Source organism: Clostridium sp. UBA7339 (genome assembly GCF_002470865.1).
Lineage (GTDB): Bacteria > Bacillota > Clostridia > Clostridiales > Clostridiaceae > Clostridium_J > Clostridium_J sulfidigenes.
This window is the reverse complement of record NZ_DKPI01000003.1, coordinates 373,251-391,415: the sequence shown is the minus strand read 5'-3', so window position 1 is coordinate 391,415 and position 18,165 is coordinate 373,251. Positions and strand designations below refer to the sequence as shown.

At 30.3% G+C, this 18,165-nt stretch carries 15 protein-coding genes; 9 read left to right on the top strand and 6 right to left on the bottom strand.

Features of this window, described 5'->3' with window-relative positions:
- The first annotated feature begins 57 nt into the window (after positions 1-57).
- Entirely contained in the window at positions 58-2,031 is a 1,974-nt protein-coding gene (locus B2S02_RS02280) for an ABC transporter permease (RefSeq protein WP_346920204.1), read from the top strand.
- Between the two features lie 199 nt (positions 2,032-2,230).
- On the opposite strand, the gene B2S02_RS02275 is transcribed toward B2S02_RS02280, so the two are convergent.
- The 5 genes from B2S02_RS02275 to B2S02_RS02255 all read right to left on the bottom strand — a co-directional run bounded on the left by B2S02_RS02275 (position 2,231) and on the right by B2S02_RS02255 (position 7,566).
- Positions 2,231-3,199 carry a site-2 protease family protein gene (locus B2S02_RS02275; RefSeq protein WP_346920203.1) on the bottom strand — a complete coding sequence of 323 codons (969 nt, stop codon included), beginning with the start codon at positions 3,197-3,199 and terminating at the stop codon, positions 2,231-2,233.
- Positions 3,192-3,908: a flavodoxin family protein gene (locus B2S02_RS02270; protein ID WP_346876808.1), complete on the bottom strand. Its 717-nt coding sequence runs from the start codon at positions 3,906-3,908 to the stop codon at positions 3,192-3,194. Before B2S02_RS02270 ends, B2S02_RS02275 begins: the two co-directional genes overlap by 8 nt.
- A gap of 14 nt (positions 3,909-3,922) precedes the next feature.
- Complete coding sequence (gene lanM / locus B2S02_RS02265; RefSeq protein ID WP_346920202.1) at positions 3,923-6,976, bottom strand: type 2 lanthipeptide synthetase LanM; 3,054 nt, start codon at positions 6,974-6,976, stop codon at positions 3,923-3,925.
- A gap of 158 nt (positions 6,977-7,134) precedes the next feature.
- Positions 7,135-7,323: a lichenicidin A2 family type 2 lantibiotic gene (locus B2S02_RS02260; protein ID WP_346846774.1), complete on the bottom strand. Its 189-nt coding sequence runs from the start codon at positions 7,321-7,323 to the stop codon at positions 7,135-7,137.
- A 21-nt stretch (positions 7,324-7,344) separates the two neighbouring features.
- Positions 7,345-7,566, bottom strand: coding sequence for a lichenicidin A2 family type 2 lantibiotic (locus tag B2S02_RS02255; protein ID WP_346846775.1), 222 nt, complete (start codon positions 7,564-7,566; stop codon positions 7,345-7,347).
- A 426-nt stretch (positions 7,567-7,992) separates the two neighbouring features.
- On the opposite strand from B2S02_RS02255, the gene B2S02_RS02250 reads away from it, so the two are divergent.
- The 6 genes from B2S02_RS02250 (at position 7,993) to B2S02_RS02225 (ending at position 14,776) form a co-directional block, all read left to right on the top strand.
- Positions 7,993-10,164 (top strand): peptidase domain-containing ABC transporter, encoded by a 2,172-nt coding sequence (locus B2S02_RS02250; protein ID WP_346876806.1) that lies wholly within the window; start codon positions 7,993-7,995, stop codon positions 10,162-10,164.
- Between the two features lie 156 nt (positions 10,165-10,320).
- Positions 10,321-10,968, top strand: coding sequence for a TetR/AcrR family transcriptional regulator (locus B2S02_RS02245; RefSeq protein WP_346876805.1), 648 nt, complete (start codon positions 10,321-10,323; stop codon positions 10,966-10,968).
- A gap of 78 nt (positions 10,969-11,046) precedes the next feature.
- The gene (locus B2S02_RS02240; protein WP_346876804.1) at positions 11,047-11,769 is read left to right on the top strand and encodes an ABC transporter ATP-binding protein; all 723 of its coding nucleotides are present in this window, start codon (positions 11,047-11,049) and stop codon (positions 11,767-11,769) included.
- The gene (locus B2S02_RS02235; RefSeq protein WP_346876803.1) at positions 11,769-12,518 is read left to right on the top strand and encodes a hypothetical protein; all 750 of its coding nucleotides are present in this window, start codon (positions 11,769-11,771) and stop codon (positions 12,516-12,518) included. The genes B2S02_RS02240 and B2S02_RS02235 overlap by 1 nt, the downstream gene beginning before the upstream one ends.
- Position 12,519: 1 nt before the next feature.
- Positions 12,520-13,758, top strand: a complete 1,239-nt coding sequence (locus B2S02_RS02230) for an MFS transporter (protein WP_346920201.1) — start codon at positions 12,520-12,522, stop codon at positions 13,756-13,758.
- 214 nt (positions 13,759-13,972) lie between these two features.
- On the top strand, positions 13,973-14,776 hold the full coding sequence (locus B2S02_RS02225) for a RelA/SpoT domain-containing protein (protein WP_346920200.1): 804 nt from the start codon (positions 13,973-13,975) through the stop codon (positions 14,774-14,776).
- A gap of 231 nt (positions 14,777-15,007) precedes the next feature.
- Here B2S02_RS02225 and B2S02_RS02220 read toward each other — a convergent pair whose 3' ends face one another.
- Complete coding sequence (locus B2S02_RS02220; RefSeq protein ID WP_346876800.1) at positions 15,008-15,352, bottom strand: hypothetical protein; 345 nt, start codon at positions 15,350-15,352, stop codon at positions 15,008-15,010.
- A gap of 781 nt (positions 15,353-16,133) precedes the next feature.
- Between B2S02_RS02220 and B2S02_RS02215 the strand changes: the two genes are divergently transcribed.
- Both B2S02_RS02215 and B2S02_RS02210 read left to right on the top strand, forming a co-directional pair.
- A complete protein-coding gene (locus B2S02_RS02215; protein WP_346920199.1) occupies positions 16,134-16,535 on the top strand; it encodes a sigma factor-like helix-turn-helix DNA-binding protein in 402 nt (133 codons plus the stop codon).
- 80 nt (positions 16,536-16,615) lie between these two features.
- Positions 16,616-18,151 carry a virulence-associated E family protein gene (locus B2S02_RS02210; RefSeq protein WP_346920198.1) on the top strand — a complete coding sequence of 512 codons (1,536 nt, stop codon included), beginning with the start codon at positions 16,616-16,618 and terminating at the stop codon, positions 18,149-18,151.
- Positions 18,152-18,165: the final 14 nt, after the last annotated feature.

The following is an 18,165-nucleotide window of genomic DNA, read 5'->3' as shown; positions in this document are numbered from 1 at the left end:
TCCTTCTATTTTGTTAATTCCTTAATATGCGCAATGCTATTTATGTATGGAAGTTTAATGTACAATTCTGACATAATCAGAGGTGTTGGGAAAACATCAACATATGACATAGTAAAGTTGGCATTAGTGGGAATTATCATATTTTCTATAGTTTTTATTACTTATACCAATGTATACTTTTTGAAAAATAGAGGTAAAGAATTTGGTGTGTATTTAACATTAGGAATGACATACAAAGATTTAACTAAAATGGTTATTATGGAAAACATCGGGGTTATGATAGCTTCTCTAGTTACGGGAATTGTTAGTGGCACAGTTTTGGGGAGAATGTTCTATATGGCTCTAAATAAAATGGTTAGTGGAGCTAATATCCAGTACACATTGAATTATGAGAGCTTTTTATTAAGTGCTGGTGTATTTGCAATAATATTTTTGGGGAATGTAATTTTCAACATATTTTATCTTAGAAGTATATCTATTGTTGAAGGAATTAAAGCTGATGTAAAAAAGGAAGTTGGACATACTAATGTATTTATTGGCGTAGTAACTATAATGATTTTTGTGGCAGCTTTATATTATTTACCTATTATTATTCTAAAGGGAAATATTGAGGATGTTGCACCTATAATATTAGGATTATTTTTAGTAATTATAATTTGTCCATATATAATAATTGGTGCAATCATTACCTTGATCAAAGCTATTTTAAAGAAGTTTCCTAATATATATAATAAGAACTTGTTGGTATTAAGCAACTTATCTCATAGATTTTTAGCATATAAAAACATATTGTTTATTACTTCTCTACTATTAGCTGGAGCTATGCTATTTGTAGGATATAGTTATTCAATTTATGTTTCAACTAGAGAATATATTTCTAATGAAAATCCATATGATATTATGTTTGTTGAAAGTAATAAGTATAACAGTGTAAATAGAGAAGATGTTATAAATGTTGTTAAAGATAATGGTGGAAGCGTAAATGAATACAAAGAATTAGAATATATTGAAGTACCTCTTTTTAAGGAAGAATCGGGTAATCTTAGTGTCTTAAATACTAGACATTCAGTAATTAGCCAGTCAAACTATAATAAACATATGGGAATAAATATTAATATAAAACCTAATGAGGCGTTATATGTTACAGTTGAAAATGAAAGTAAAGACTATAAGATTCCAAATCTGATTTTTTTAACTCTTAAGGATAATAATCTAGAAATAGTGGATAAGCTAGCACGTAAACATGGGACTTTGATAGAGAAAGAGCAATTTCATGACCTTGTTAAAGAATCTTACTCTTTGAAAATAAGGGCTGATAAAATTAGAAAAGAAAAAGGTGTGCAATTCACTAATTTTAGGTATGGTGGAGAATATGATTCAGGATTCGCATTTGTTCTTAACGATAATGACTATAATATGATAAAGAAAAATGTAAAAGAAGGAGCAATTAAAAACTTACATTTAATGAATGTAAGAAATAAAGATGTTGCCTTTAAAGGGTTACTAAACTATTTAAAAGGTGTTAACGATTTAGATAGCACCTATTGGAATGAAGGGCAGCTATGGGGTGGTAAGATATCTGAGGATAAAAGAGGAACCTTGGAAGCATATAGGCCACTTTATAGAGAAGAGTTAATCAGAATGCAATTAGATGATAATGGTATGTTATTATTCACCACAATTTTTATAGGAATACTATTTCTTATAACTAATGGAGTAGTGTTATATTATAAAGTAATTTCTGATGTTAATGAAGAGAGAAAAAGAAACAGTATCCTATTTAAAGTTGGAATTTTGGAGAATGAAGTAAAATCGGTAATTAAGAAGGAGTTAAGAATAATTTTCTTTGTTCCCATATTTATAGGAGGAATGTTAGGGGTATATTTCTTATATATTATGGTATTTAATAGTGGGATGACTGAACTGTTAATGAAGAAGTCAATTATTACTCTTCTTTTAGAAATTTTAATTCAGTTTATATTCTATAAAATAAGTAAAAATAAATATATAAAGGAAGTAACTAGTGTTTAATCAATAGAAAATACTTCTACTAAATTTAAGGCATGGGATTATAGGATAATCACCATGCCTTTAAAATCATTATCATGGAAAGCTATTTACAGAAATAATTTCACACTCTATTACTACGATTCCTGGAATAGATTTAAAAGACTGAAATTAAGCCAATGATATTAAATTACCATCGGCTTATACAATAAATACTCTAAAGCTACCTTATCCTAGACAGAATAGTATCAATGTACTCTCTAAATCGATTGTCTATAGTCGCTCTTTGATATTCTTTTGCTGTTTTTATTAATTGTGATTTGTCAAAATCATTGAAGTTTTCTATATCCGTATTTTCCTCTAGTAAAGTAAGCAATTTTAATTGAAAATCTACGACTTCAATATAACTCTTTGCTTCCATCCTGTTAGTTTTATTTTGCTTTTTCATAATATTAATAATTTCCATAAAGTAATCTTTCCCTAAGTCATAATTACTGTTTTTTATATAGTGTAATGCTAATAGACTACCGCAAGTGAAAATATCACTTATGTCTTCATGGTTATTAAATACTTGAAATAAATTATCTATTTCAGCCTCTGTTAACTCACTAGCATCAATATCACTTAAATATATATTTTGAAGCCAAACTTTATTTTTAATGCCCTTATCATTTTTTAGTAATAAAAATGTCATCCATCCATCGTTTCCTTCAAAGGGCAGTGACGTTGCTAATGCAATAACAAAATTCATTATACCAAAGGTGGTAATAACTGTTTTAAAGTAAAATTCAGTTTCTATTCTACTTATAAGAATGGCAGGAATAAATAATAATAAATTAGTAAATATGCCCCCTAAATAATAAAGTGAAAAATTCCTTGATACCTGGTTTTTATCAATGCATTTAAACATTTGACATAAGCCATTACTTAAGGAAAAAATGCTATTTTCTTTAAGTTTAACCTTGTTATTCACAACACAAATTTTTATGGGCCCAGCATAAAGGGATTCCAGCTTCATTCCTATGATTTTACCAAAGGCAAAATGTCCAAGTTCGTGGAAAGTAACGGCGATTAAAAATAACAAATAGTAAAGGGTTATTTCATTTATTATTGTTATCCGTAGAAAAAAACTAATTAAATTTAATAATATTAGTATTAAAAGAAAACTTGTATAGTTGAAAAATTTATTCATTATGGCTGTTATCCTTAATTAAAAGTTCTGAAAAACTGTTTGCATTAAAATATCCGTGACTATCCCAATATTTATATTCGTAATGTTCTTTAGGGAAAAATAAATAAGTATACTTTAATTGCTGAAACATAGCCTCTTGCATTGGAGACGATTCTAAAACAATATTTCCTTCAAGAGCATCTTTTATGATACTTCTTATTGATTGGAGCTTATGAAAAATCTCCTCCTGTGTATCATATGCAAAGAAAGTTTCATTTGAAATAATTACTGCTCCCATATACTGAAACATTTTAGTTAAATAATCATTAACAAAGCTTTCACCATTTGTATCTGTTGTGGTTAGTATTATAACTGGCTTTCCTAACAATTTAAAAATGTGCAACCAATAAGAAAGTCTGTCAAAAATTAGTTTAACATCAGAGGTTACATTATGGGCATACACTGGTGAACTAATAATTATTAAATCTGCAGATAAAAGTAGTTGTTTAAGTTCACTACCTTTATCATCTTTAAGATTATCAAAAATACAAATACCATTACTAAAACAATTTTTACATCCAGAGCAAGGATTAAGGCAATATTTTGTTGGGTCTAAAATAGTATTATTGTATTCACTTTCTACATTGAGTTCATTGAAAATCTCTTCAACATATTTATAGGTTCGAGTATTTAAATTACGTGTACCTATTAGTGTTACAATATTTTTCATATAATATCACCTCTCTAACTTAATACTGAAGGAACAATTTCAGGATTAATCAAACGAATTAGCTCAAATAAAATACCAGTTTCTCCAGTGAATAATCCTATTGAAGAAATATGCTCAAGTTGTTTCAAATGGAATTTACCCTTTGCCTTTTGGGTTGTCATAATCTTGTTCATTATTATTTTTGCCATGTCATAATCATGTAAATCCAATGTTAAAGAATATCTAGTCAAGAAATATTCTACTAAACCTGAATTACCATGGCATAAACAATCATTTTGGAACATGGCTGACTTCATAATATGGTCATTGATTTTTTCAATTTCTTCTAAAACTTCAGTATAATCTAAATTTGCTTTTTTCATAGTTTTGCAAATTTCAATACGAGAAATTGCCAGACCAGTTAAACCTCTACACCATGATAGTGGCATTTCTTCATAATTGGAGTAGAGATGCTTGTCCTTATCTAATATATCGGCTGCAAAATTAAGGTACTTTATTGACTTTGTAATACTATACAATTTATAGAATATTAAAGAAATAGGTCCTAAGCCATGTGCAAAACCAGCCTGAAAATCCTTTACCTCATCTTTTTTAAAGCATGCTAATATTTTTTCAGCATAGGTGATAATATGGGATAAGTATGTTGTATCATGAGAGTTATCATATAATCTAATTAAAGAATTTACAAGGGAAGTTGCTCCATTAAGATAATCAACATCAATTTCAATATTATTCTCTAATTTTTTTAAATACTTATTTATATAACCTTTAACTTTACTTTTTTGTAAATCTTCTTTTTCTAAGAAGGATGCCATGTGTATAAAACTAAAGGTGCTGGTATATCCAATATTTTTTTCAACATATATTATTTGATCTTCCGTATTACACTCATCAATTATTTTTTCAAAATAGCTATAATATTTGGTCTCATTTGTTACTTTATATAAATAGTACATAGCTAATGCAATTCCATAAACACCGTCATAAAAGTCTGCTGATATAACATTATAGGAGTCTTCTTCATATTTACTTGTGTTTACTGTCATCCATAGAAGGAGATCCTCACTTTTAATTCGCTCAGATAATATTTTTTTGCTAAGATTAATGGCACATTCTAAGAAAGTGTTTTCAGTTGAAGAATTTTCTTTAAGGGATTGTACTGTCATTTCATATTCCTTAATTTTATTAGGTATATCATAGTTTCCATATGCTAATTCTATTAAGGAAACTTGTTTCAAGATATCTTCATTACTAATCCTTATAATATGCTCTATAAGATACTCATATGAAGTTTTTGAAGTAAACTCTCCCAGATTTCTATTTGAGCTATATATTTCTAATCCATGGGTGTAATAAGAAAAATAAGGGACATCATTAAACATCATATCTTCAATTTCACTAATAATAAATGTTGAATTGTTAAATTCAATGCTCCACATGTTTTCTAATATTTTTTCTCTATCTAACATATCAGATAAAAAGTCAGGATGATAGGAGTGACCCAGTATCTTAGCATATTGATTAGTATTTCGTAATAATTGCCTTACCTTTAACCCTTTAAAGCTTTTAAACACATCTGAATTTAAAATTTCTTCTCTATTATTTATAAAATAATTACATATAGTAGTAAAGCCATCAATTACGTTATTTTTATATTTTTTAAAATCAATCTGTTTTAATGGGAGATTTTGGCTTCCTGGTAGTACAGCAGTTTCTTCTACAAATCTAATCTCATCAGTATTAAGATTAGTGATTTGTAGTACCTTTTCATCAAGGGTTTTCTCTGCTCCAGATAAAGCACTAATGTCTATTCCCTTACTGTTATCACTATTTTTAAGTCTGCTAGTTAATAGCATTATTCTATCAATATTTTCAAACACTTTTCGTTTGATTAGCTGTGTAGTTTTATCATTATCCTTACCATTGAATAATGTAGGTTGCTGCACTATTGTTTCTAAGTCAATAATAACTGGATGTTCGCCATGGGCAATTAAATTTTCCATATGCATATCAGTGCCGTTAAGAAGATACATAAGACCTAATAAATAACCAAATCTTGTATAATATCTTTTTACTTCCTCTTCTGATTGACAATCTATATGATCAATAAAATCTTCATAGCCATGATCATTGACAGCAAGAGAATTTACAGTTTTCAAAGGCAGAATTGGAGCTCTATCGTTAAGATAATCACATAACTTAGAAAATGCAATATTTACATGTAAATTCTTTGGCTTATACAATATTTTTCTATTATTTTCAAAAGCTAATGTCATTACGGTTTTATTTCCATTATGTGAATCACCGAGTCCGTAATATATTGTATCAATAATAAAATCTTTTTCATCTATATGAAAATGGCTCTTTAGCTTTATTTTATCTTCATTAATATGGTCAAATACTTCAATGGTATTCTTAATAAACATTGTGGTCATTTCTACAAGAACACGAGCTAATACTGGATATTTATCAAAGAAATTTAGAATGTCTTCTGGATTTTCATATTTGCTAATAAAATATTTATATCTGTCCTCAGTAGTATCTCCAAGAAGAAGGCCTTTTTCTCTTTGCATATTAATTTCAAGGGTAATAGCCTTTATTCCTATGTCACTAATTTGTGAAAAAAAGGATAATAAAATAGACTGAATTGATTCTTGTTTAATAAATTTGATTATTTCTGGTTTAAGCTTACTTCTGATTTCTTTATCAGCATATATTATATAATATCTTAATAAATATGAAAGTTTTGTGTTATCAAAATCAATACATGAGTTGGATAATTCATGTATTTCAATGAGCTTATTATACCAATCAGAATTTTTTGTATAGTCTATGTATAATTCTTTTAATTCCTGATTTGGATTTTTCTCAACAGCAAATGAAAAAATATTTTGGTTATACTTATTTATTTCTAGCATCTTTGAAAATTCAGCATTACTTAATATAGACATATCATTTCGCCAAAGCATAAAAGCTTCTTTATTAAAGTTATTTTTATATTTTAATTGATTTTCTATTATTGAATATCTTTCTTTTATAGTAAGTGCATTATAAAAATTATAGTACATAATATTTTCTCCTCTACCTATTTAGTTACGTACTTCCACAACCTACACAATGCTAAAAGTGGGTACTTTTATTTAGTTATAAATTTTATATTATTACATAAGTAAGAGGTGATGGTGAGCCAACACCTCTTACTTATGATTATTCTATATTTTAATTATTATTTATTGTCCTTACCGCATTTAGTCACTGCAGAACCAAGGTATGAGCCTACAAAAGTTATTAATGCAGAGCATACCATGGTAGATTGAGGTTCTGACATTCCACGTCCACCATAAACGTCCATTAATTCTTTTTCTGACAATTCCTTTAAGCTCTTTCCAACAATTTTATCTTGTTTCATTTCCATAACCAGTCTCCTTATTTTTTATTAGCCTAAGCAGTCTTTGTTATATGAAAGAATACCACTTATAGCAGATGCAGATGCAGATATGCACGCCTTTGAGCTTTTTGTTACAAATTTTGATATTGCACTAACAACAGTAGCTGGTGTACCATTTGTTTCAGATGAAGCACCATATATATCTTGCATTTCATTTTGTGACATTTCCCTTAAGCTCTTTCCACAAATTTCATTTGACATTTTTTGCATTTTTATTTCCCCCCCTTTTAATTTGTTAAATTCATCTAACATGCATGTACTTTTGAATTTACATGTTAAATATATCACGAAGATTTTATAATTTCAATATTGTTTACATATTATTAAATATTTTACATTTTTGTTTTTATATATAATATGGTATATTAAAATTGAATTATTGTATTTACAAGGTTTCCCAAATAATAGCCATATAAATCTTGTAAATTAAATTATTTATTTTTCATCAGAGCAATGTTTAATTTTTAACAAGTACACAACATGTAAAAAGTACAGTATATATTATTTACAGCAAAAGAAGATTACATTGACAATTTTACATATATTTGGGATAATACAACCATAATTTTTAAATAAATAAGGGTGCTTTTTTATTTATTTAGCTCTTTAAGTTAATGGAAAGGGATGGACACAAATATGGGAAAGTTAAGTTTAGTAGAACAATCTGAACATAGTGAATGTGGTATTGCTTGTATAACAATGATATTAAATTATTGGGGCATTAAATCTACATTAAATGAAATAAGGGATCATTATGGGGTTCCTAGGGGAGGTTTGAGTCTATACAATTTAATTGAGATCATATCTGATCATGGGATAAAAGGTAAAGCCTATAAAATTAACTCAGATGATTTGATGTCGTCAAAAATTAAACATCCAATTATTATTCTATGGAATAATAATCATTTTGTTGTGGTTAAAAGTATTAAAAATAAAGTAACATTATTTGATCCTGATAAGGGAATCTTGAAGGTTTCAAAAATGGAATTTGAAGAATCATTTAGCCAGGTTATTCTTAGTTTTGAACCAACTGATATGATTATTGATACGGGGAAAAAACAGAAACAATCACATGTAGAGACTTTGCAAAAAATCATTATGAATTTCTTTGTAAAGCAAAAAAAATCACTAATATTCTTACTTGTATCAATGATAATTTTACAGTTATTTTCAATAATTGTGCCTACCTTTATTAGACTTCTCATTGATGGCAACAATGTTGTAAGATCACTACTTCAAAGAACTTTATTAATAGTGCCTGGGTTTATTATAATTTTTATAATTTATACTCTGATGCAATTTTTAAATGACTTATTGCTGGCAGAATTAAAATATAATTTTAATGGGAAGATGATAGATAAGCTGATTAAGAAGATTTCGGAAATCCAATTTAAGTATTTTATAAATCGTGCCTCTGGTGATTGGATTTATCGAGCAAATTTAATAAGTTACATTCAGCAATTACTAAGCCAACAATTTTTAAAATCAATAATTGAAATTATTTTAGTGGTTGTATATCTCTTTATAATGTATTCTTATTCTCCAATTCTTACTTTCATAACTGTTGGAATAGGTGCTATTATCATTTTTTCATCCTTATTCTACACAAAAATGCTATTTAATTTTAATAGCAAAGAAATGATTTTGCAGAATCAAACTCAAAATATTATTATTGAACTTTTTGAAGGAATGGAAACAATAAAATCTCTAAACCTAGAAAATATTTTTCTAAAGAGATGGTCAGAAAAATTCAAGCTAGAACGCGATCTTACTTTAAAGAAGGATATAAAAATTTCTGTCTTAGGTAGTTTTATAAGTTCAATATATTACTTTACTCCTATTATTTTAATATTGATTGGTACAACATTAATTTATGGACAAGGAGTATTTTCAATAACCCTTGGAAAATTAATAGGGTTTATAACTTTATCTCAATCTTTTCTCTCACCCTTGAATGGGGTTATGAGTACATTTATACAGATGACTGTTATTAAGATACAGTTTAAAAAGATAAATGAAATATTTGCTATAAACTCTACAAAACATCTTAATTCAGATACACACATGCTAGAAAGAATTGATCACATTGATTCTTATAGGTTAGAAAATATATCTTTTAAACATTCAATATTTGATGGGCTAATACTAAACAATATTAATCTATCCATCCATAAAAATGATAAAATTGCTGTGGTAGGTTCAAGTGGTTCTGGGAAGAGCACATTATTAAAAATTCTTGATAATTTATTAGAACCTACTGAAGGTGAAATCTATATTAATAATCTAACTATAGATAAATACTCTAAAGAGGCTATTAAAGATGCTATAGGAATGGTTAATCAAAATCCTATTATATTTAATGAAAGCATTCTTTACAATATTACCCTTGGAGAAGAAAATTATGATCCTGATTTTTTACAACGAGTTATTTGTGATTCAACTTTAGATACATTGATAAAAGAATTACCAATGGGATTATCTACTACCATATCAGATCAAGGAATGAATTTATCTGGAGGTCAAAAACAAAAAATAATACTAGCAAGAATATTATTTAGAAACACTAAGATGCTACTATTAGATGAACCAACCAGTGCCCTTGACTCTTTATCAGAAACTAAAATAATTGATAATCTCTTAAAAAAATCAATTCCATGTATATTAGTATCGCATAAAGCAAATTTAGTTAAGCGATTCGATAAAATCATTGTGATTTCAAGTGGAACTATAATGGAGTGCGGTAATCATGAGAGTTTGATTAAAAAACAAGGTATTTATGCAGAAATGTTTGCAGCAGAAAAAGAATAATTTCTTATTAGGTGCAATCTATAAATTTCATAGAACCATATTGAATGACAAATACTATAGTTTATTATATTTAGATTAATAGTATATTAGTGCTTGACAAGAAAAATCATCAATGATAATATAGATACCAACGGTAGGTATGGAGGTGGATGCTGTATGGCACGAAATAAATATCCAGAAGAAACAGTTAACCTAATCTTAGAGGAAGCATTGAAGCTCTTTATAGAAAAAGGTTATGAACACACTTCAATTCAAGATATCATCAATAATTTAGGGGGGCTTTCCAAGGGGGCAATCTATCATCATTTTAAATCCAAGGAGGAAATTTTTCAATCAGTATGTGAGAAGATTGGCAATGAAAATACGGCTTATTTCAATAAACTCCGTGATGATAAGACAATTACTGGCTATGAAAAGTTAAAAACAATGATTAAAGCCGGCTACGCTAATCCGGGTAGTAATGCGATTATAGCAATGTCAAACAAAATTATGAATGATCCTAAATTTGTGATGAAACAAGTTATAGAAATCTATGAATTGATTGTCCCATGCTATATAGAGCCTATCATCAACGAGGGAATAAGTGATGGTTCAATTGAAACCGCTTATCCAAAGGAACTTGCTGAGGTGATCATTACACTAATGAACATTTGGGTAAACCCTGCCATTGCAAAATCTACACCTGAAGAAATGCGTAGGAAAATGGAATTTTTCAGTGTGATTTTGAATGGAATAGGAATTGATATTTTAGATACAGAGACTATCTTACAATATGTTGAGTACAGTAGTCGCTACAATGGGTAGAAATAACTGCTCCTCAGGGGGCAGAATATTTTTGGCAAAATACATACCGAACGTCGGTATATGAATAAGGAGAAGTATATGGAACATCAATTTGCAGTGCATACAAACAGACTATGCAAGGAATTTTATGGCAAGACCGTATTAAATCGTCTAGAAATGAAAGTTAAACAGGGTGAGATTTATGGCATATTAGGTGTAAATGGAGCGGGGAAAACAACCCTCTTAAAGCTTATGGCTGGGCTGCTTGAGCCAACTGAGGGTGGTGCATATGTTCTGGCAAAAAATGCTTGGGCCCAACGAGACCAGGTACTCGGTAACATCGGTAGTCTTATTGAGGTACCATATTTTTATGAGCATCTGAATGCTACTCACAATTTGTCCATTCATCTTAGATATATGGGGATGGATGCAGATATATCAAAAGCCCTTGAACGTGTCGGTCTTGGTGATGTGGGCGATAAACCAGTATCAAAGTTTTCTCTTGGCATGCGTCAGCGTTTAGGCATTGCTAGAAGTATGATACATAGTCCCAAGGTATTGCTCCTTGATGAGCCCATTAATGGACTTGATCCTGTTGCAATTAAGGAAATGAGAGATTTATTTATTTCCCTTAAAAATCAAGGGATGACAATTTTACTTTCAAGTCATATTTTAAGCGAAGTTATACAAACCGTTGAAAGAGTTGCGGTCATTGCAAATGGCACGTTAACCCTTGAAGCTAATGTGAAGGACTTAATTGTAGAGCATGAAAACAATCTTGAAGATTTCTTAATTGAAAAAATGAGAGGAGGGAAATTATAATGATAAAACTTATAAATTTAGAACTTGAAAGAAACAAAATTAGATCTTATATTGTGGCATCCTTTCTTATCTTGATTTTTGGATTTGGATTTTGCTTTTTAACAGCATATATACCACAAATTGAACAATCACAGCAGATGATCCAAATTAGAGGAGGCGTTTCCCTGCCTACAGATTTGAGTATGTTTAGTCAATGGAATAATTTTATATCTTTGATTTCCATACTGTTTGTTGCTGCATTCGGTGTCTTATCTGCTATCATGCACGCTAAATTTACAGTTGAAGAATATACTGGGAAAAGAGCAATTCTATTGTTCTCATACCCAATAAAGCGAAGCAAAATTCTCTTTGCGAAATGCAGCTTTGTGTTTTTCTTTATTGCCATTGCGGTATCTATATGTAATATTGTTGCAATCAGTATGTTTGCTTTTTTATCAAATACTTTTCACATTTTACCCAATATGTTTACAGGTGAAATGTGGCCAAACCTACTTGTTACAACAGGAGTTTCAGCACTGCTGGCAGCTTCAATAGGTCTTATAGCAATGCGTATAGGATTTTGGAGGAAGTCATTGGTAGCTACTGTAGTAACATCCTTTCTGTTAATTATTCCATTTGGCAATATGATGTCGTTTGTACCTGAAAATTCTTTGCAAATCAGGCTAATAGGAATGGTTGTTTTACTAGTGTTAGGTCTTGTAGTATTTATGGAGCTGTTGTCAAAGGTAAATAAGATGGAGGCATTGTAATATGGAACAAACAAAACTATTTAATAGGAACTTTACACTTGTAGTAATCGGACAAATCATTTCAATGTTTGGTAATGCAATCTTGCGATTTGCGCTTCCTCTCTATCTTTTGCGAGAAACAGGCTCAGCATCTCTTTTCGGAATTGTAACAGCGTCCTCCTTTCTTCCCATGATTTTTCTCTCATTTTTAGGAGGTATTTTGGCTGACAGAGTGAACAAGCGAAATATCATGGTAGCACTTGATTTTTTAACGGCAAGCATTGTTTTTCTGTTCTTTATGGCTCTTGGAAAACTGCCCATAGTTCCACTGTTTATTGCTGTTTTAATGTTGCTTTATGGCATTAGTGGCACCTATCAGCCAACAGTGCAAGCAAGTATTCCATTGCTGGTTTCAGGAGATAAAATTTTATCAGCAGGTGCGGTAGTCAACCAGGTTGGTGCACTGGCAGGGCTTTTGGGGCCTATTATTGGTGGTATGTTATTTGGTGCTTTTGGCATTGTACCCATCCTTCTCATTAGTATTGCTTGCTTTGCTGCCTCTGCTATAATGGAGATTTTTATACACATACCCTTTGAAAAAAGAAATAATGCAATGAAAATATCTGCAATTATAAAAAGTGACTTTCTTGACAGCACAAATTATATGAAAAAAGAAAAACCGGTCCTCATTAATATCATTGGTCTGGCTACTATTTTCAATCTGGTACTATCATCAATGCTGATTGTTGGCATGCCTATTCTAATTATTGGCATACTTAAAATGAGTGATGAGCTGCTTGGGTTTTCACAGGGAGCCATGGCACTTGGCGGACTTTGCGGAGGAATCTTAACCGCTGTATTCAGCAAAAAACTAAAGCTTACAAGTTCACACATTTTGATGTTTCTTTGCAGCCTATCCGTGTGGGTCATGGCAATTCCACTGCTACTAGGCATGGCAAATATGGTCAGTTATGTAGTAATTACAGCCACAAGCTTTGTCATCATGGCACTTGCCACAATGTTCAGTGTACAGATGATTGCAGCAGTTCAAAGTGAAACACCGCCAGAGCTTGTGGGAAAAGTAATCGCAGTGATGATTTCTCTCTCCATGTGTGCACAACCGATTGGGCAAGCCATATATGGGGTAGCTTTTGATGAATTTTCAAATCATACAGGGATTATTCTGCTAGTGGTTGGAATTCTATCTGCAGCCATCTCCCTTACATCAAAGGATATATTTAAAAATATGGATGCATCATGATAGTTCTTATTATGAGCAATCCCTCTAAAACTAACCTAAAGTCCCTACTAAAGTAAAGCTTATTTTAGTAGGGACGTGATAATGCTATTTTTTACGTTTTTATATGGGCAATACAATTTGTTATCTTTTATCATTTTGAGTTACAATAAGTTTAAAATATCATAAAATATATTTATTATGGACAAAATAAGTAAAACTGAAGGTGGCAAGATTTATGATTTTAGATAAAGAAACTTTTTTAAGTAAATATCATCTTAAGAATGAAGAGATTATAAAGAGTGGAATAGTTTGGGACACTTTAGAAGAAATATATATGGATTTCAATATGTATAAAGAGGCTTATGAGACACAAGCAGAATTTATAGCAAATACACTTAGGGCACATAAGAAAATACATACGGTAAAATCTAGAGTAAAGGATTCTGAAAGGCTTATTGAAAAGATTATTAGAAAGACAGAGGATAGAAAATCAAAGTATGGAGAGGATTTTCAATTTTCCGTTTCTAACTATAAAGAAGAGATAAATGATTTGATAGGTATTAGAGCCATACATATATTCAAGGATGATTGGGAAGATATACATAATTATATTCTGGGAACTTGGAAGGTTGTTGAGATAACTGCTAATGTACGAGAAGGGGATGATACAAAAATATTTGAGGAATTAAATATACAAATTAATTCTAGAAAATCAGGATACCGTTCTGTCCATTATCTTATAGAATTTTTTCCAACTAATCAAAAGGTTATAGCGGAAATTCAAGTAAGAACCATATTTGAAGAAGGTTATGGAGAGATTGACCATCAACTTAGATATTCTCACAAAGAGATCCCAGAGGTCTTAAAATTAAATCTTTTGCTATTTAACCGTATAGCAGGAAGTTCCGATGAGATGGCATCCTTTATAAATATGTTAAGCAAAAACTTGATGGAAATGGAACAAAAGTATGAAAAGATTATGGATCTTAAGGATAAAGAGATAGAGGATTTAAAAAGACAGGTAACCACAAATAAATAAATGTTACTAACACCAATAATTGTCAGGTAGTATGTCCTATAATGATTAATGGATTAAATTATTTATTGTATCGAAATTAAGGCATGGGACCATCTTATGATCTCCATGCCTTTAAAATAATTCTTATAGAGATATATTTTCATTAAATTATTTATACTCACAAACTTCTAATCTCTACATCCATTAAGGCATCTGAAAATAAATAATAAGTGAAAGTTGATTTTAATATGCCTATTTTTTATCTTTCCTAACCACAATTACAGTTAATACAAAAATGATAAAACTCACAATGGATATGACTAAAAGTGCCATAAACCAAGTATTGTGCCCTAATGCATTATTATCTGCCAATACCCCTTGAAACATTAAACCTGCAGTCATTGCTAGTCCACAAAAAATATCAATAACCAAATCAAATCTTTGAATTAACTTGCCAACTGAATTATCTCTCTGTAAATTCTTTCTAATATGTAGGGATTTATAAAAATTCAAAACTATAATTATAAACAATACTACATAGGCGGAAAATACAAATCTAAAATGAGACATAACATCATTTAAAGGCTCCACTACCATTCTATAACCTCCTAAAAGAATAAAATTAAAATATTATATACTTTAATTTTATTGTAACTATCCAGTTACTCCTACTAATTGTAAAATATATACACGTATATAGCAACATATTTGAAAAACACTTTTATGGATAAAAACAATAAATTTTCAAAATAATTCAAATAATTCCTTGACCTTCCCTTAAAAATGTCATATAATGTAACTATACTTTTATGGAATTCGGGTTAATGATAAAAGTATTTGGTAGAAAAGACATAAATAAAAGGATATGTTAGGTTATATTAAGGGGAAATGTAGGTAAATGATATATTATCTATATTATGATTAAGTAATTTAAAGGGGAAATTAGTATAGAGAGGGGGATTAGATGTAATTGATTCAGGTGAGATGCCCAATTTGCAATAATAGATTATTCGATGTGGAAAATAGCTACGTTGGAATTATAGAGATAAAGTGTAATAAGTGTAGAAAACTTCTGGGGGTAAAAAATAATATTAAATTAAGAAAAATAGAATTTTCATATACAATGAGTTAAGATATAGGTTAAAGTATAATAAAACATACCGAGCAATGGAGTGATTAACTACCGAATAGCCGGATGGTTGCTAAATTAGCAGTCATCGGCTATTTTTTTATTTTAACAGAATTTAATCCATCTAGGGTTAGTTTTTAAAGCCTTTCACTGTGGAAGGCTTTTTTTATCCCTTTATAAGCATCTCCACCTAGGCTTTGAATAGCTTCATAAAAGTTTCAAAATAATTTGAAGCTAGGAGAGATGAATATGAAAATTAAGTATGAATTTATTACAGGTGAAGTTCAGAAGGTAGATATCCCTGATGAGCTTATTAAAGTTGTCATGGAGATAGAAAGGCAGGTTCATAATAATAATCGCAAGGAGAGACGCAAACACAATTTTCTTGAGGAAATGGAGGAGCATGGTTTTCAATTTAGATCTAATGATATTGAAGTTATTGAGAATGTAGAAGAAATATTAATTAATGAGAGTCTTTATAAAGCACTAGGTAAATTAACTTTCGATGAGAGAAAGTTAATTTACCTAGTGTTTTTTCAAAGGAAAACCATTGTGTCCATTGCCAAAGAGAGAGGGGTTAGTGAGGGAAATATAAGAAGGATTCTTAAGCTCATATATAAGGAAATAATAATCCTTTTAAAAAAACTTTAAGAAATTTTCAAAAATAGCTACGAATTAATTGCTACGAAGGCTTTATATATAGAGGGTATTTTTTTGAAGGAGGTTTATTTATGGATATTAATATTAATGTGAACTTTAATTGCAGGGAACTTATCAAGGTTTTAACATTGTCAGCTAGGTTTTTTAAAGCTTTGGATGAGAAGGAGTCTGAGGCTTTAGGTGCTGACGGTGAATTACCTAAGGATCAGGAAGAGGGACTGATTTGGAAGTTAGAGGATGTTAAGGGGGAAAGTGAGGAAAAGGATGCTAAGGAAGAAAAGGCATCGGTGAACTTTACAAAGCCAATGACTAAGGACGAAATAGAATCTGAGAATTTTAAGAAGCCAATAACTAAGGAAGAAAATCTAAAGGGGAAAATAGCTTTAAATGAATTTTCCCATAGAACTATGATTAAGGGTAATCTACCCTGGCATAGGCTTCTTAATAAAAAAGAAGGGGATCAGTGGAAGGACAGTGACGATTCATCTTTAAGGCATTATATAGAAAAGGTTTATAGGATAACTAGTCCCATGAAGATTAATGATGGTCTTTTAATTGTAGAGGAGAAAAATAAGTTTCATCCCATTAGAGATTACTTTAACTCCTTAGTGTGGGATGGAGTTAAAAGAGTGGACAACCTATTTATAGATTATCTAGGAGCTAGTGATACTAAATATAACAGAATGGTTACAAGAAAAGCTTTAGTTGCTGGGGTGGCTAGGATTTTTAATCCAGGAGTGAAGTTTGATTATATGCTGGTTTTGGTTGGAAAACAAGGTGTAGGCAAGAGTCATATTTTAAGCCTTCTTGGGCAAAACTGGTACTCAGATTCCTTTAACACAGTGCAAGGGAAAGAAGCCTATGAACAACTTCAAGATGCTTGGATTATAGAAATGGCAGAGCTTACTGCTGCAAAAAAAGCAGAGACGGAGGCAGTTAAACACTTTATATCTAAGAGGGAAGATATCTATAGAGTTGCCTATGGAAAGAGGGTTACAAAGTTTCCAATGCAGTGTGTATTCTTTGGCACCACCAATGAAATGGACTTCTTAAAGGATAAAACAGGGAACAGAAGGTTTTGGCCTGTAATGGTAGAGAAACATAGAATTAAAAAGAATTTATGGAGAGAGGATATAAAGGCTGAAATCCACCAGATTTGGGCAGAAGCTGTGGAGCTTTGGAAGATGGGAGAAGGGTTATACTTAGAGCTAGAACTAGAAAAGCAAGCAGTTAAAATCCAAGAGAAGCATACAGAGAGAAGTTCCATAGAGGGATTGATTCATGAATACCTTGAAATGCCTCTTCCTGAAAATTGGGAGGACCTTGATGTGGCAGCTAGAAGAAGTTATATTCATGGAACTAACTTTAAGGAAAATATAATACCCACTAAAAAAAGAGATAAAATATGTGCCATGGAGATATGGGTGGAGCTATTACAAGGAGATCCTAAATACATGAAACCTATGAATTCTAGAGAAATTAATGATGTGCTCCGTGTCCTTGAGGATTGGGAACCCTATAACATGGGCACAGGAAAGCTGAGATTTGGTAAAAATTATGGATGTCAAAGAGCCTTTATAAGAAAGAATAATTATGAAAACACTTAAAAGCTGTATCCTTG